The 15948-nt window shown below is 38.0% G+C and carries 13 protein-coding genes and 1 pseudogene; all 14 read right to left on the bottom strand.

Annotated elements, in window-relative coordinates:
• Positions 1–241: 241 nt before the first annotated feature.
• The 14 genes and pseudogenes from msrA to IGI47_RS02670 all read right to left on the bottom strand — a co-directional run bounded on the left by msrA (position 242) and on the right by IGI47_RS02670 (position 15895).
• Entirely contained in the window at positions 242–1036 is a 795-nt protein-coding gene (msrA, locus tag IGI47_RS02735) for a peptide-methionine (S)-S-oxide reductase MsrA (RefSeq protein ID WP_311930880.1), read from the bottom strand.
• Positions 1037–1246: 210 nt separating this feature from the next.
• The gene (locus tag IGI47_RS02730) at positions 1247–2239 is read right to left on the bottom strand and encodes a PfkB family carbohydrate kinase (RefSeq protein WP_438783246.1); all 993 of its coding nucleotides are present in this window, start codon (positions 2237–2239) and stop codon (positions 1247–1249) included.
• 30 nt (positions 2240–2269) lie between these two features.
• Positions 2270–2917, bottom strand: a complete 648-nt coding sequence (locus tag IGI47_RS02725; protein ID WP_438783245.1) for a bifunctional 4-hydroxy-2-oxoglutarate aldolase/2-dehydro-3-deoxy-phosphogluconate aldolase — start codon at positions 2915–2917, stop codon at positions 2270–2272.
• A 19-nt stretch (positions 2918–2936) separates the two neighbouring features.
• On the bottom strand, positions 2937–4319 hold the full coding sequence (locus tag IGI47_RS02720; RefSeq protein WP_438783244.1) for a PTS galactitol transporter subunit IIC: 1383 nt from the start codon (positions 4317–4319) through the stop codon (positions 2937–2939).
• 139 nt (positions 4320–4458) lie between these two features.
• Positions 4459–5265, bottom strand: coding sequence for a gluconate 5-dehydrogenase (locus IGI47_RS02715; protein WP_438783242.1), 807 nt, complete (start codon positions 5263–5265; stop codon positions 4459–4461).
• Positions 5266–5783: 518 nt separating this feature from the next.
• Positions 5784–6524: pseudogene (gene truA / locus IGI47_RS02710) on the bottom strand (tRNA pseudouridine(38-40) synthase TruA).
• Between the two features lie 72 nt (positions 6525–6596).
• On the bottom strand, positions 6597–7232 hold the full coding sequence (locus IGI47_RS02705; RefSeq protein WP_311930884.1) for a DUF998 domain-containing protein: 636 nt from the start codon (positions 7230–7232) through the stop codon (positions 6597–6599).
• Between the two features lie 307 nt (positions 7233–7539).
• Positions 7540–8979, bottom strand: coding sequence for a response regulator transcription factor (locus tag IGI47_RS02700; RefSeq protein WP_438783241.1), 1440 nt, complete (start codon positions 8977–8979; stop codon positions 7540–7542).
• Positions 8954–10711, bottom strand: coding sequence for a sensor histidine kinase (locus tag IGI47_RS02695; protein ID WP_311930886.1), 1758 nt, complete (start codon positions 10709–10711; stop codon positions 8954–8956). The genes IGI47_RS02700 and IGI47_RS02695 overlap by 26 nt, the downstream gene beginning before the upstream one ends.
• Entirely contained in the window at positions 10704–11318 is a 615-nt protein-coding gene (locus IGI47_RS02690) for a YesL family protein (RefSeq protein ID WP_311930887.1), read from the bottom strand. Before IGI47_RS02690 ends, IGI47_RS02695 begins: the two co-directional genes overlap by 8 nt.
• Positions 11319–11534: 216 nt before the next feature.
• Positions 11535–12989 carry an ABC transporter substrate-binding protein gene (locus tag IGI47_RS02685; RefSeq protein WP_438783239.1) on the bottom strand — a complete coding sequence of 485 codons (1455 nt, stop codon included), beginning with the start codon at positions 12987–12989 and terminating at the stop codon, positions 11535–11537.
• 38 nt (positions 12990–13027) lie between these two features.
• Entirely contained in the window at positions 13028–13948 is a 921-nt protein-coding gene (locus IGI47_RS02680; protein ID WP_438783238.1) for a carbohydrate ABC transporter permease, read from the bottom strand.
• An 11-nt stretch (positions 13949–13959) separates the two neighbouring features.
• On the bottom strand, positions 13960–14907 hold the full coding sequence (locus tag IGI47_RS02675; RefSeq protein WP_005877947.1) for an ABC transporter permease: 948 nt from the start codon (positions 14905–14907) through the stop codon (positions 13960–13962).
• A 262-nt stretch (positions 14908–15169) separates the two neighbouring features.
• The gene (locus IGI47_RS02670) at positions 15170–15895 is read right to left on the bottom strand and encodes a pseudouridine synthase (RefSeq protein ID WP_311930890.1); all 726 of its coding nucleotides are present in this window, start codon (positions 15893–15895) and stop codon (positions 15170–15172) included.
• Between the last annotated feature and the right edge of the window lie 53 nt (positions 15896–15948).

Genomic DNA, 15948 nt, shown 5'->3' with positions numbered 1-15948 from the left:
CTTTGGAACCAAGCATTACTAATTTTTACAGCAACTATCATCTTGTATGCTTGCTATCTGCTGAAAAACTTTTTCCACACCCTGACTTTCTAGCAACACTCCATTAGTCACTATATATAGTAGGATTCTTTAAAAAATTCCAGAATTTAAGTAGGTAGGTAATACTTGATTGGTGCTTTTCAAATGAAGAAGCAGATTTATAATAGAAATTAGTGACTTTAATTCCTTCCCCTCCTGTATCTCATTTTTTCCGTTTAAAGAAAAGATAGAGTTCATGAGAATGCTTCATCTTTTTGTAGCGTTTAGGCTGTTTAAGATAGAAACGTTGATGGTAGTTTTCAGCAGGCCAAAAAGTTTTCGCCTTGCGAATCTCAGTAATGATTGGTTGATTGAATCGTCCTGATTGGCTCAATCGTCTTTTTGATTCTTCTGCTTCAGCACGTTGTTTTTCATTTTCAACAAAAATAATCGAACGGTATTGTTTGCCACGATCCTGAAATTGTCCAAACGCATCTGTTGGGTCTGAAATTTGCCAGTAGCTGTCTAGTAATTCAGTATAGCTGATCTTTCGTGTATCAAACAGGATTTCCACCGCTTCAACATGCCCTGTGTAGCCTCCGCTGACCTGATCATAACTAGGATGTTCAACCTCTCCACCCGTATAGCCCGATAAAACAGAAAGGATTCCTTCTTTCGTTTCAAAAGGTTCGACCATACACCAAAAACAACCTCCAGCAAAGATGGCTCTTTCTTGATATGTTGGATCGGTGAGCTGGTGTTTAGAAAAATCATAGATCGTTTCTTCGTCTTGTTCTCCCGTAATTTCCGTATAAAAATCCATGACATCAGGGGTTAAGTTTCTACGAATGGCTAAAGGACGCAAATCAGCCTCTAGTTTTTCTACTTCTTGTTTGATTGAAGTTTTCCCCACTAGCCGTTCTTTTGTCTGGCGAAGTAGCGTCCTTTCCCATTCCCGCGTGTTAGGGTTCAAGATCAAATTATAAATAGTTGCAATTACTTCTTCTTCATCCAACATCATTCACTCCCCATTTCTGTTATATGCTTTATCGCTTTTTTGAAATGATTTTATTGAAATTTATCATAAAGAACAAGTTTACGCGAATAGTTGATTTTTATTGAGATCATGAAAAAAGACTTTGTCGATATCCATTCAGGAAATATCAGCAAAGTCTTTTTTATATATAGAATGAATGTCTTATCTAGATAATCGTGCACCATTTCCATTTCAGGCAACTCGATTGATTTCTGCTTCTGAAACTAAATTCAAATCTCCAGTGATCGTCAATTTCAAGACGCTGGCTGCTAAAGCAAATTGGATCATTTTTGCTTCATCAAATCCGCGAACAAGTCCATGGATCAAGCCAGCGCCAAATGCATCACCGGCTGCTACGCCTTCCATGACATGCATGTTGTAAGTCGTGGTTTCGTAAAATTCCCCTTCTGACAACAATAGTGCCGTCCATTGGCTATCTTCCACTGAATAGATGTTTCTTAAAATACTTGCAACTTTCTTACAGTTTGGGAATTTTTCCGTCACTTGCATCATCGCTTTTTTAAAGGTTTCTTTTTGATCAATGCCGCGAGAATCATCTCCATCAAATGCCTTGATACCTAAAGTTGCTTCAAAATCTTCATCATGTGCAATACAAACAGTGACATACTCCATGATTTTGGAAATCGTTACTTGTGCTTGTTCTGGCTCCCACATCTTACGACGGTAGTTCAAGTCAGAAATAATCTCAATCCCATGATCTTGACAATATTGACAAGATTCCAAGACGATTTGTTCCAACTCTTTAGAAATTGCCGGAGTAATCCCTGAGAAGTAAAAGTAATCGACATCTTTAAAAATCGCTGGCCAGTCAAATTCCGTTGCTTTGACCTGTGCAAACGAACTATAAGCCCGATCATAGACAACATTCGTTGAACGGATACTTGCACCTTTTTCAAAGAAATAGATCCCTAAGCGGTCACCGCCTCGCAAACATTTTGCTGTATCTACTCCATATTTTCTCAACGTATTTATAGCGCTCTCTCCTAAAAGATTTTCAGGGAATTTAGATAAGTATTCCACTTTATTTCCTAACAACGCCAAGGAAACAGCTACATTTGCTTCCGCCCCTCCGTATGTTGCTTCAAAATTTTGTGCTTGCAAAATTCGTTCATTGGTCGGCGGTTTCAGGCGTAACATCATTTCCCCAAAAGTTAATATTTTCATCTTTCATCCACCTTCTCGCTTTTTTATAAGTTATGCCTTACGAATGCTTTTCAATTTATAAGCATATTGTGTGGCTACTTCAGTCACTTTTTCGAAATCGCCTACAGCAGCCGGTGCTAGTAGATTGCCACCAACACCTATAGCAACCACACCCGCAGCAAACCAATCCTGCATATTTGCAAGGCTGACTCCACCAGTTGGCATGATATTCAAGTGAGGAAGTGGTGCTTTAAATGCTTTGACGATGCTAGGACCAAAAGCACTACCTGGAAATAGTTTGACGATATCTGCACCATAAGTGAGTGCTGTTTTCATTTCCGTAATGGTCATACAACCTGGTAAATATGGGATTTGATATAAGTTACAAATTTTAGCTGTTTCTTTGTCAAAACAAGGGCTAACAATAAATTCTGCCCCCGCCATGATAGCTAATCGCGCAGTTACTGCATCAAGTACAGTACCTGCACCAATAACGATCGTGGGATCTTTTTTATAATTTGTAGTTAATTCTGCAATCGCCTGGTCAGCATTCGGAACTGTAAATGTTAATTCGATCCCAGTGATTCCACCTTTGACAATTGCATGGCTTGCTTTGATTGCTTCTTCCACAGTTTCCCCACGAACAACTGCGATCACTCCGGCATTTTCTAATTTATTTAAACTAGCTGTTTTTTTCATCATTTTCTCTTCTTTCTATTTACGCATGCGTATGGACATTTGGAAAATGTTTTTCCGTTGTATGCAATTCCTGTGTGATTTTTTTATGATTAAAGAATGCAAGGGCTAAAGTGACAATACCTAAGATGATTGCTCCTGTAACACCAATGTTGACCGTTAATTGATAAACGATCCATGAAAATGGACTAGCTGCAAAATCGATAGAGGCAACCGCACTTGTTCCTTTTGGTATCAGTGATGCATTCACAACTTGCACTGCTTTTGTAAAGATTGGTGCTAACGAAGTGGCAAACCAGACACCACTTACTAAAGTCAAAATACCGGTTAATAGAGATCTCAAAACATTTCCCTTGGTATAAGGCAAGACCAATGGAAAAATATAGATTAAGCCTGATAATGAAGCTAAAGGTAAAAATTTATTACCAGGAATAATGACAGACAAGAATAAGATGAGAGGTACTAATAATAAAGAACAAACTAATGTCACTGGATGTCCAATAACCAAAGCTGGTGTCATCCCAATGTTTAGTTGACGTCCACCTTTCAATTTGGAGCCGATCAATTCTTGCGAGCGTTTAGATATCGGATTCAATCCTCCAATAAATTGTCCCGTGATTTTTGGGATCAATACCATGACTGCCGACATCGTGATGCCTAAACTCAACATCTCTGCAATCGAATATTGAGCAATCACACCTAATAAAATCCCGACAATCACACCAAGAAAAAGCGGCTCGCCCACAATCCCAAATTTTTCTTGCATTTTTTTTGCATCTAAATCTACTTTATTCAAGCCAGGTATTTTTTCGATTACCCAATTTGTGATCACGGCAAAAGGAATAAACCCGACACAAAAGGCTTGCGGAATCGAAATCCCTTTCATTTTTTCACCATAGAAATGTTCTACCTGTTTTTGTGAGCGATCCGCGCCAACAAGTGTGATGGCCACTGCAATCACTACACTGAACAGACCCCAAAGAAAACTATTGGTTGCAATGGAGACAATGGAACCAATAAAGGCAAAATACCAGTAATTCCATAAATCGATATTGACGGTATTCGTTGTCTTAGTCAGCAACATGATGACGTTTACAAGTAATCCTAACGGAATCACGATTGCGCCGACCTCTGTCCCGTAGGCCACTGCCGCAGCGGCTGGCCACCCAATATCTAGCACCTTTAAATCCAACCCATACAATTCCACCATTCGATTGACTGCAGGCCCCAAGTTATCAGCTAATAATTTAGTTACCACACTCAAGCCAACAAATCCGATCCCAACTGAAATACCAGAACGTAAAGACTTAGACACGCCTAATCCTAGTAAGATCCCAAAAACCGTAAAGATGATTGGCATCATCACACTTGCCCCTAAGCTCATAATATAATTAATAACAATCATAATTTTTCTCCTTAAAAAATAATCTTTATTCACTTATTCACAAATAACTTTTAACACTAAGCCTTAAGCTTCCAAAACAACTCTTGCTACCTTGAAAGATTAAGACTTACTGCTCTATTTTTTATTCATAGTTTTTTGTCTATGGTTGTTTGCCAATACAAGCTAAAATACCACCATCAACGTACAAAATGTGACCGTTAACAAAATTAGAAGCATCTGAAGCAAGGAAGACTGCAGGACCTTGTAAGTCATCTGTGTTTCCCCAACGCGCAGCTGGTGTTTTAGAGATAATAAATTGATCGAATGGATGACGAGAGCCATCAGCTTGGAGTTCTCTTAATGGTGCAGTTTGCGGTGTAGCAATATAACCAGGGCCAATTCCGTTACATTGGATATTCGCATCCCCATATTCAGAACAGATGTTACGAGTCAGCATCTTCAATCCACCTTTTGCAGCAGCATATGCACTTACTGTTTCGCGTCCTAACTCACTCATCATCGAACAAATATTTATGATTTTTCCGTGCCCATTTTTGATCATTCCTGGGATGACCGCTTTAGAGACAATAAAAGGCGCATTTAAATCTACATCGATTACTTGTCGGAAATCTTTGGCACTCATTTCTAACATTGGAATTCGTTTGATGATGCCAGCATTATTCACTAAAATATCAATCAAACCAACCTCATCTTCTACTTTCTTGATGAAATCAGTAACTGATTCTTCATCCGTCACATCACAAACATATCCTTTTGCAACGATCCCTTTTTCTTTATACGCAGCAATTCCCTTGTTCACTAATTCTTGTTTGATATCGTTGAACACAATGGTTGCACCTGCTTTTGCAAAAGCCGAAGCGATCGCAAAACCAATACCATATGAAGCACCAGTGACTAACGCTATCTTCCCTTTTAAGCTAAATGAATCTAACGAAAAACTTGACATAAAAATTCTCCTTTCAAATAATTTCTTATAAAGAAATTGCAATTACCTATCAGGAAATCATGTGTTTATTATAGGACTAGGCTCCCCCCTTTTGCAAGCGCTTTTCATTTAAATAATTCTTATTGTTATTTTTTTGATTTGTTTTTCACATGAAAACAGTATCTTTATTATGTTTCTCCAATCCAAAAAAAATATAAAATAACCGATATTATTAAATACTTATTATTTGTTCCCCATAGTAGTAAAAAGCAAATATATCCACAATCTTAAAAAAGAACCGATACTTTATCTTCCCTTAAAAAGATACACGAAATAAAACTTGACTCTACTTAATTTCCATAGAATCAAAGCTTATCAATGCACTATGTTCTTTCGTGCGGAGGGCCTTACAAAAAAGCTGCAAACACAAATTTATTTTTTATCCAATAAAATAGAACCTCCCAAAAATAGCGATCACTACTTTCGGGAGGTCCCCATTGACTTTTCGACCTATATTTTTTACAAGCGCACTTGTATATTTATTGATAATACACTTCATCTAGAAATAGTCCTTGCGCAGGCACTGTTTCACCCGCTTGCTTTCGTATTTTGTTTTCAAAAATCTCATCGATTTCTGTAACTTGCATTTTGCCTGTTCCAATATCCAGCAAAGTTCCCATGATGATCCGCACCATCTTGTACAAGAAACCATCACCTACAAATGTAAAGTGCAACATTTGTCCTTCTTGTTCGATCGATAGTTCTTGAATCGTCCGAACCGTTGATTTTTTCGTCTTTTTCAATGCCGAAAAACCAATAAAATCATGTGTGCCCTCTAATTTTTGGCAAGCTTCCTTCATTTTAGCAAGATCTAACGTTTGGGGAAAATAAAAACTATGATTACGTTCAAAAACTGTTGGGGTTGTCTCATTCCAGACATAATAACTATATTTCTTACCTTTTGCGTTGTAGCGTGCATGGAAACGTTCAGGCATTTCTTCGATTTGTTTCACCACGATATCTCTTGGCAGATAGCGATTCAAAAAAGCAAGCATTTCCTGTAGTGCCATCTCCGAGGAAGTTTTAAAGTTTGCTACTTATCCCCTCGCATGTGTTCCAGCATCTGTTCTGCCAGAACCAATGATTTCGATTATTTCACCAGTCATCTTTGCTAGCGTTGCTTCAATTTTTCCTTGGATCGTTTTATCGTCATCACCTAGCCGTTGCCAACCAGAATATCGTTTACCATCATATTCGATCGTTAATTTTATGTTTCTCATCTAAATTTATAAGCTCCCTCATGGAATTTTTTATGCCTTAGTCGATTCATCTTATCATTTTGAAACTCAAAATCAAGGTTTTATTTGCAAGATACTTAATATTCCAATCGGCAAATAATTGAAGAAGAAACTAAGTCGTTGCCAGAAACCTAATTGATTCAACAGTGGCAACCGATTCACCCCAGGTATCCTAGCTAAACCGTACCCACTAGCAACTAAAAAGCTAATGATCGTCAACCCCAAAAAAAGCTGACTGAATTGCGTATTTCCCATTGTACGATAAATGAGAAAAACAATTAAAGGAAAGAGTAGGAAACCAGCATAACCGATCCCTGAACCTATATTATGGACCCAAGTTGACAGATTCCATGAGGATTCGTTCGTATCCACACTGAATAATCCAGTAAAAATACAGTCGCATACCCCATAAAAACCAATAGCTGCAGCTAGGAGAAAAGCCAATGGCCTTGATGCCGCTACAAAATTCTGATACACAGCAGGGAGTGCTAGAACAAAGAAACAGCCTGAAACAACTGACCAAAACAAAAAAGCTCTTCTAACAGGACTGCTCACATCGCCAAAAACACTGATCACTGTGGTCATTTGATTTAATTGAGGATAGAAAAAACCTAAAATATATGGTGTCAAAAAATCACTCACGACACCCGCTAATAAAAAATAAAAACCATATCTACGTAAAAATTCCATATTCTCCCTCTTCTCGTATCTAAGAAAAACAATCTCAACCAGTTCATTTAAGAATTGCCTTACTTTACTCTATGGAAATTGTATCTAACTATGGAAAATTAGACAAGTTTCACTATATTCGCTTTTGGTTGCATTTTTTCTTGCACTTATTTCGAAAAAAAGAATATGGGACAAATCTAAAAATCAGTTTTGCTACAGACTCTCGAATAAACGGCTTCCAAAAGTCAGTTTTTTTGAAAATTTCAAAAAAACGGGCGTGGGACAAAAGTAAGAAACACTTTTGTCTCAATCTAATTCATGGAGTTGTTCAACCTCGTTCTTCTCGGTAATCTTTTGGAGATTTGCCTACGATCTTCTTGAATAGTTTAGAAAAATAAGTCGTGTTATTGTAACCTATCTCAGCAGATATCTCATTGATATTCTGATTGCTGTGGAGGAGCAGCCACTTTGCCTGTTCGATACGCAAATGATTGAGATAGGCGGAAAAACTTTTTTTCGTTTCTTTCTTGAATAATTGTCCAAGATACATGACATTCAAATGCAAGTTCTCGGAGACATCTTTCAAGGTCAATGGTTCTTTGAACTGTTCATGTAAAATCGAGATCACTCGCTCAACGTTCTCACTATATTTCTTTTGTTTTTGTTGAGCTTTGATCAGAGACAGCAATAATTCATGGAGTTCTTGCACTGTTTTAGCCTGATTGATGTACTGTATCCCTTTGAAGTATTCATCATCTTCTAAACTGATCAATTCTCTTTGGATATCCATGAACAGTAAGAAACTAAAATGCCGGATATCTTCTGGCGTCATGACGGCTGTCTGAAACTGCTCAAAAAAATCAGTCACCATCTGTTGTGCTACGTCCAATTGACCACTTTGAAGTGAGCGGCTAAACAAAGAAAAGTCAATGGTCTGTTCTTCCGCTGCAGCTTGCTCTGCAAAAAAGATTTGCTGGTCTTTCTCCCCATAAAACTGGTGCAACTGTAGATTATCCTTTGCATGTTGATAGCTTTCAGGGATCTTATCTAAATCTGCTGTTTCATCCCCTATACTGATGAACCACTCTTGATCGGTACACTGATTTTGGATAAAACGACAAAATCTTGAAATAGCTGTTTCATTCAGCAACAGTGTAAATAGAAGCATTTCACCGAAATTTCGTTGTGAATAAAAGGATTCTTGCTGATTTATCAGCCACTCATAGACTGGTTTTTCCATTGTCCGTGGAAGCTGGGCCAATAAAATACGTCTTTGCTCGCCCCCGATTTTTGCTAACAGCTCTTCTTCGCTTGATTCATCAAGTTCCTCATTGAGCCATTGACTAAAAAGGACTTCTTGATAAATCTCTTGCTGGTTTTTTTGCTCATTTTGTTGATCTAACCGTTGCTTCACTTTTTTCAGGCTGTCACTTAGTTCTGCTTTATTGACTGGCTTCATCAGGTAATTGACTGCACCTAGTTGCATCCCACTCTTTAGATAATCAAATTCCTGGTAACCAGAAAGTATCATAAATTCAAATGTATGGTGTTCTTTTTGTGCCGCTTCGATAAATTCAAGACCATTCATCTCAGGCATCGTCACATCTGTTATGACTAAATCGATTTTCTGGTTTTCTAGTATTGATAGTCCTTGCATAGCATTTTCGGCAGTTGCTACCACTTGAAATCCTAAACTTGGCCAGTCAATGATCTTTTTTAGTCCAGTCAAAATCATATATTCATCATCTACTAATAACACTCGATACATCTTTCTTCCCCTTTTCCTTGAATGTGATAGTAACCGTTAGACCTCCTTCTTTATTTTTTGTCAATCTCATTTGATAACTGCTGCCAAAGCTAGCACGCAACCGTTCATTGACATTTTGCAAGCCAATCGACTGATAAAGTTCGACTTTGGGTTGTGCCAGTCTAGCTTCGATCTCTTCGATGCGTTCTGGTGTGATCCCTTTACCGTTGTCTTTGACGACGATCATTACTCGCTGCCCTTCATGAAAGACTTTGACACTCAATGCATTATCGAAACGAGTAAAGTCGATCCCGTGTTTGAAATAATTTTCGATCAAAGGTTGGATCACAAATTTGGGTACTTCGATTTTTTCTAGCTCAGGAGCAAGAGAAAAATGATAGGCAATGCGGTTCGGATAACGCATTTGATATAGATAGACATACTTTTCACAAAAATCCAGCTCTTCTTTTAAGCTGATCGTTTTTTCCTGGTTTGTATTGTTCCGTAACAATGCCGAAAATGCATAAACTACATCGGCTAGTTCTTCGCTTCCTTCACTTAGGGCATACATTCGGATATATTCCAGCGTATTATATAAAAAATGCGGGTTGATCTGCGCTTGCAATGCACGCATATGCGCATCTTGTTGTTTGATTTCCAATTTATAGATGTCTTCCACAAACTGATTGATACTATCTAGCATTTCATTGATTCCGATCGACAGATCCTTTAATTCATATTCTGTCAAAGTAGTATTGATTCGTGTATCCAGATTTCCTTTCGCAGTTTCGTCCATTGCGGACATGACGATATCCACTTGTTGCGAATAACGTTTGAACGTGCGGTACAAAAAGTAAAGCAAAACGACATCTAAAATGATCACTCCAATCACTAAAGGTGCAAGATTTCTGGCAATTGCCTGCCGAACGGACTGGCGATCCAAAGTAGCTAATACTCGATAATCATCTGGCAATCGCTGATGGCGGACAAAGTTGCGCTGATTTAACTCTTTGATCGGCAATGTAGAATTTTTTTGGAGGCTCTTTAGAATCGTCTGCTCTTGCATCGTCAATACTGTTTTAGGCATACCCTTGTCATGGAAAGTATAGAGCCGATTCGTCGTTCCTGAAATCATATATAGCGACAACCCGTTGAAAGAATTCAGGCTCTCCAAGGTAGCGTCCAGTTCTTGTTTATCAAAGCCAACAAAGATACTCCCTACTTCACTTCCACCTTGTGTGATGGACAGTTTAATATAAAATGCATCTGAAAGCTTTGGCGTACCACTGTGAATAGTGCCTCCTTTGTTCTCCCTTGATGATTCAAAGTATTCAGGCAGTTGGCTAAAGACGACATACAAAGTACTGACTTCTTCATAATTCACATAGATATCCCGCATTTGATTGGGAAAGGATTGAAAATCTGCTATGTTTTGCTGTTGGTCATAGGCATACATCAAATACTGATCGATGGGTTTGGTCAAGTAAGTGGTCGCATTCTCGATTTTTTCTGAATTTCCGAATAACTGATCTTTGATGATTTTACTTAGGGTAGTTTTGTCATTAAGTGTCCGACTTGTGCTTTGCAGTGCTTCATTCGTCATTTGTTCTGCTTGTGCTTGTGTTTGCATCCAAGTATGGACACTAATGATCCCTGTCGCTAACATCGTCAATAAGATCATGACCAGCGCATACTTTCTCAGCAACCGATTCAACAATGTCCCCTTCGCAAATAAGATACGTAGCTTACTCATAGCTTTCCAATTGCGTGTCTAATTTTTCACGCCACTGTTTGGTCACCAAGCCGTTCCAAACGGTGAGCAGTCCGATCAAACCGAAAAGAATCAATCCCTTATAATTCCAAGTGATCCAGAAAATAATGCCCCCGCCGATCAATAATTTTAAAAATGCGGAAAAACTAGAAAAACTAGAGACAAAACTTAATTTTAGTAAATTAGGTAGCGAGATTTCATATTCGCTATCTAAGATCAAACTATATTGATACGTTGCATAAGCATAAAGTAAGGCAAAAATAAGTACAAAATCGATCACTAAAAACAAGATTCCCTTGATTTGAACGGATAGATACAAATTATAACCAAGCAAAAGTGCAACGACTAAAAATAAACCAAATAACAGATTTCCTCGCTTAAACGATTGCTTGAAAATTTTCCATCCCCGCTTAAACGTAATTTCTTTATATTCAAACTCGTACGTATAAAATAGTTCATTCACAGCCTTGCATGCTGGACCAATCCCTAGAACGATCCCTCCAAGTACTGTGTATGCCCAAAAATATAACGTCAGTTTCATAACGACCCAGACTCTGATAAATAATGTTTCCAATGCTTTCCCTAACATAACTATCCCCTCCAAGAACGACTTGTATTCCTTTTCATTATACAAGAGCAACGTATAAGTAAACCACACTTTTTCTACAATGCCCTAATTTATTTTTCTTTTTATAAACGTTTACTTTACTAAAAAATAAGCAGAATCAACCAAAAATCTGAAGTGCAATTTTCGGAAAAATTCTGCTTATCTTTAGGAGCTTAGCACTTTGACTTAGCTTCTTATTTATTTACTTTCTTTTTGAAATGCATCGTATTGTTTTTGCATTTCCGTCAATACTTTGTCATAACCTGCTTTATCTAAAGCATCCATCAATTTAGGTAATGTTTCATCTGGATCAACTGTTCCTGTATTCAAGCCATCTAAATATTGGTTCATGACATTTGAAATGTTACTCATTTCTGTTTTTACATTATCCGTATTGAAGCTGAAACCTAAGATTGGTGATACTTCTGCATCAGCAATCGATTGGTCTCTTTTAGCGATCATTTCATCTGTGATCGTGTCTTGTGTGTAAAGGATCTTGTTGTTTCCTGTATTCCAAGCAGACATATGCATATTTGGTTGATAGCCATCTAGCAATTTGATCTTATCATTGCCATCTTTCTCCCATGCATCGCCTTCAATTCCCCATACTAAGCCATTCAATAGTTCTGGATCACTGTTTAGCAATCCCAAAAATTCAACTGATTTTTCTTTGTTTTTAGAGGTATTAGAGACAACGAAGTTTGCCATTTGTGCTTGCGCTGTTGATTTCAATGGTACAGTGATTGCTTTTGAAACCAATTCCTGTTTTGCTGCATTCGTTAAGATCGTATCACCATAATCGTAAGGCCCTTGTGTTTCTCCACGCATCAACCAAGTGTTTCCTTCTAAAGGATAATCTTTGTTGCTTGTCGCAGCATCACTTGGGATCAATCCTTGTTTGTACCAGCTGTGCATCGTGCGCAACATTTCAACAAATGATTCATTCTCATATTGATTGATGATTTTTGTTTTATCTCCGTTCAAATCAATAGCAAACGGGGCTACATTTCCTAATGGATAATCAAAATCTCCTTGGACTCTGAACCCTTGTCCAATCGCAAATGCTGCTGTGTTTGGTTCTTTTTCGTGGAATTCTTTCAAGACTTTTTCTGCATCAGCATATGTTTCGATTCCATCGATGGATAAGTTGTACTTATCAAGCAACGGTTTGTTGAATGTCAATACTTGTTGTGCAAAGACATTTCCATTAACTGGCATGGCATATAATTTTCCGTTAACTAAGTTTCCTTTTATATACGCTTCATCTAAAGAGTCATACGCTTCTTTTGCATATTTTGGTGCTAAATCTGTTAAATCTGTAAAAGCACCTTTTTGAGCATTTGATACATAGTTATTGGCATAAGCGATATCATAATTTTCACCTGACGAGATGATGACGTTCATTTTTTTCTCGTAATCGCCCCAGCCAATATAGTTGATATTCACTTTCACACCGATTTTATCTTCAATTCTCTTATTTGCGACATCCATCAATTGATCAAAATTATCTGGTTTGTCCCCAATTTGATACATTTGCAGCGTGGTTGAGTCACTTGCATCGGCCTTATCTTTTGAACCTGATCCGCAAGCTGCCAATGTTCCTACCATCAGTGCGGAAACCCCTGTAAAGGCTAGTTTCTTCCATAACTTCATTTTTCTTCCTCCTAAATAAGTTTTTATTTTTTGTTTCATTATTCTTTTACTCCACCAATCGTTAAACCCTTAACAAAATGTTTCTGGAAGAATGGATAGCTGATTGCAATCGGCAATGTTGAGATAACGACGATAGCCATTCGCGCAGATTCTCCCGGAACAGAAGCAAGTCCGCCTGATAATTGACTCCCCGCTCCTGAATTTTGTGTCAAATATTGGATATTACTTTGGATCTTCATCAATAAATACTGTAAAGGAACTAATTTATCATCTTGGATGTAAAGCAAGGCATTAAACCAGTCGTTCCAATACCCTAAGGCTGCGAATAAACTAATGGTCGCAATCCCTGGAATCGCTAAAGGTAAAACAATCTGAACGAAAATCCGTAATTCAGTCGCCCCATCGATCCTAGCTGATTCAATGATCGAATCAGAGACTGAACGCTTGAAGAAGGTACGCATCACAATGATATTGAATGGGCTGACCGCCATCGGTAAAATCAATGCCCAGATGGTATCTTTTAATTGTAAAAGGTTCGTCATGACCAAGTAGTTCGCTACCATCCCTGGTGAAAACAGCATGGTGATCAAACAAAAAACGGTAAAGAAGCGACGGAATGGAAAGTTCGATCGTGAAATCGCATATGCGTATAAAGAAGTTGCGGTACTGTTGATCAACGTTCCTAGTACCGTTACGAGAATCGTCACGAACAAGGCTTGGAAAATCTTATCTTGCATTTGCCCAAAAAGATAAGTATACCCAAATGTACTGAATTTTTCTGGCCAGAAGCTATATCCATTTGTAGATAGTGCCGATTCTTCTGTAAGAGAAATGGCAATAACAAACAAAAACGGCAAGATACAAGAAAGAGCAAAAATTGCAATCAATATATTGGAGAAGAAATTCGCTGTTTTATTAAATGAGCGAATTTGGACTCGTTCAACTTTCTTTTTTTTCATTTTTCTCCCCCTTAGAACAATGCAGATTCGCTATCAAAGCGACGTGCAATCGTATTTGTGATCATCAATAAGACAAACCCTACAACCGATTGATACAGGCCAGCTGCGGCAGTCATCCCAAAGTCACCTGTAGAGGTCAAGCCATTATAAATATAAGTATCCAACACTTGCGTTACATCATAAAGTGCCCCCGAATTTCTCGGAATATTGTAGAACAAACCAAAGTCTGCACGGAAAATGTTTCCGACAGCTAAGATCGTCAGGATCGTCATTAGCGGTACTAATTGAGGTAGTGTCACATGCTTGATCTGCTGCCATTTGCTTGCGCCATCGACCATCGCTGCTTCATAGTAAGTTGGATCGATCCCCATTACTGAAGCAAAGTAAATGATACTATTATAGCCAATCCCTTTCCATGTTCCAATAAAGACTAAGATGAATGGCCAATACTTCGGTTCGTTATACCAATTGATTGCTTCTCCACCATGTCCTGTGATCCATTGGTTGAAGATCCCTTTATCTGGGCTCAAGAAAGCGTAAACAAAATAGCTGATAATGACCCACGATAAGAAATATGGAAGTAACGACATCGTTTGATAGACTTTTACTAAACGTTTATTTCTCAACTCACTCATGATGATAGCAAATACAACGGAAATCAATAAGTTTAATAGAATAAATGTCACATTATATAGAACGGTGTTTTTAGTAATCAAGAAAGCTTGATCCGAAGAGAATAAAAATTTGAAATTGTCCCAACCGACCCATGGACTCTCTCGTAAACTAGCTAAAAATCCGTCAGCTGAAATATGGAAGTTCTTGAAAGCTACCACATTAGCTAATACGGGGATATAAAAGAAAAAAATCATCCAGAGCATACCCGGGATCGCCATAAAAACTAATGCTTTATATCTCCATAAATTAGCAAAAAAATGATTTAACCCCTTTCTCTTTTTCATCTTAAAACTCCTTTCATGTCATTCACAACGCAATTATAGCGCTTACAAAAACAAGAATAAATAAACAAACTATAGATAAAATGAAACAAATTATAGAGAAGCTGTCGGATAGACGTGTTTCACTCTGAGGAATAAGAAGGGATTTATGGGCATTACTGCTGAACGAATGCTTGCTAAAACCGATGGATGCGACAACATGGCAAAGGTGATGGTAAAAAAAACAGAACATCAACGATGGCGCTGATGTCCTGCTTTTCTCACTTTATTTATTCTGTTCTTGCAACTGGAGCAATTCAGCTTCTGTCAGTTCTCGATATTCGCCGTTATCTAATGTCTCCGGTAAGATGAAGCCACCCATGCGAAGGCGTTTTAGGTATGTCACTTCTTTTCCGACTGCTTGTACCATTCGCTTCACTTGATGGAACTTGCCTTCATGAAGGATCAAGCGGATCGTTGACGTTTCTTCTTCCTGATCGACAGAATCAATCAATAATTGTGCGGGTAATGTTTGCTCCCCTTTGTCAATAACTAGTCCACGTGCGAAATTGTCGATATCTTCTTTTGTCATTACACCTTTGATCTTCGCAAAGTATTCTTTCTCTACATGTTTTTTAGGAGAGAGCAACTGATGGGCCAATTTTCCATCATTGGTGAGGATCAATAATCCTTCGGTATCTTTATCCAAACGTCCTACAGGAAAAAGATCGTCTCGATAATCCTCATCACTTAATAGATCCATCACTGTTTGTTCATAGTTGTCTTGTGTCGCTGAAATGACACCTGCGGGCTTGTTCAATACATAATAAAAATCTTTTTGATAGACTAGCGGTTCATCCAGATAAGTAATGTGATCGTCAAATTCCTTCACTTGGAATTTATCACTTTTGATGACTTCTCCATTGACTTTTATTTGTCCTTTTTTGATAAGCACTTTTACTTCTTTACGACTGCCGATGCCGACTTCTGCTAAAAATTTATCTAAACGCATAGACTCACTTCCATTCTTTCATTGAAAAAGGAGTTAACGATAATGACACGCAT

It is taken from the genome of Enterococcus sp. AZ191 (assembly GCF_051713845.1).
Taxonomy (GTDB): Bacteria; Bacillota; Bacilli; order Lactobacillales; family Enterococcaceae; genus Enterococcus_B; species Enterococcus_B durans.
The sequence above is the reverse complement of the archived record's forward strand: the minus strand, read 5'-3'. Positions and strand labels throughout refer to the sequence as shown.

Bases quoted from the DNA above. Each gene is read 5' to 3' on its own strand.
- msrA (WP_311930880.1), bottom strand. From the start codon at position 1,036: ATGTTGGATGAAGAAGAAGTAATTGCAACTATTTATAATTTGATCTTG.
- IGI47_RS02730 (WP_438783246.1), bottom strand. From the start codon at position 2,239: ATGAAAATATTAACTTTTGGGGAAATGATGTTACGCCTGAAACCGCCG.
- IGI47_RS02725 (WP_438783245.1), bottom strand. From the start codon at position 2,917: ATGAAAAAAACAGCTAGTTTAAATAAATTAGAAAATGCCGGAGTGATC.
- IGI47_RS02720 (WP_438783244.1), bottom strand. From the start codon at position 4,319: ATGATTGTTATTAATTATATTATGAGCTTAGGGGCAAGTGTGATGATG.
- IGI47_RS02715 (WP_438783242.1), bottom strand. From the start codon at position 5,265: ATGTCAAGTTTTTCGTTAGATTCATTTAGCTTAAAAGGGAAGATAGCG.
- IGI47_RS02705 (WP_311930884.1), bottom strand. From the start codon at position 7,232: ATGGAATTTTTACGTAGATATGGTTTTTATTTTTTATTAGCGGGTGTC.
- IGI47_RS02700 (WP_438783241.1), bottom strand. From the start codon at position 8,979: ATGTATCGAGTGTTATTAGTAGATGATGAATATATGATTTTGACTGGA.
- IGI47_RS02695 (WP_311930886.1), bottom strand. From the start codon at position 10,711: ATGAGTAAGCTACGTATCTTATTTGCGAAGGGGACATTGTTGAATCGG.
- IGI47_RS02690 (WP_311930887.1), bottom strand. From the start codon at position 11,318: ATGTTAGGGAAAGCATTGGAAACATTATTTATCAGAGTCTGGGTCGTT.
- IGI47_RS02685 (WP_438783239.1), bottom strand. From the start codon at position 12,989: ATGAAGTTATGGAAGAAACTAGCCTTTACAGGGGTTTCCGCACTGATG.
- IGI47_RS02680 (WP_438783238.1), bottom strand. From the start codon at position 13,948: ATGAAAAAAAAGAAAGTTGAACGAGTCCAAATTCGCTCATTTAATAAA.
- IGI47_RS02675 (WP_005877947.1), bottom strand. From the start codon at position 14,907: ATGAAAAAGAGAAAGGGGTTAAATCATTTTTTTGCTAATTTATGGAGA.
- IGI47_RS02670 (WP_311930890.1), bottom strand. From the start codon at position 15,895: ATGCGTTTAGATAAATTTTTAGCAGAAGTCGGCATCGGCAGTCGTAAA.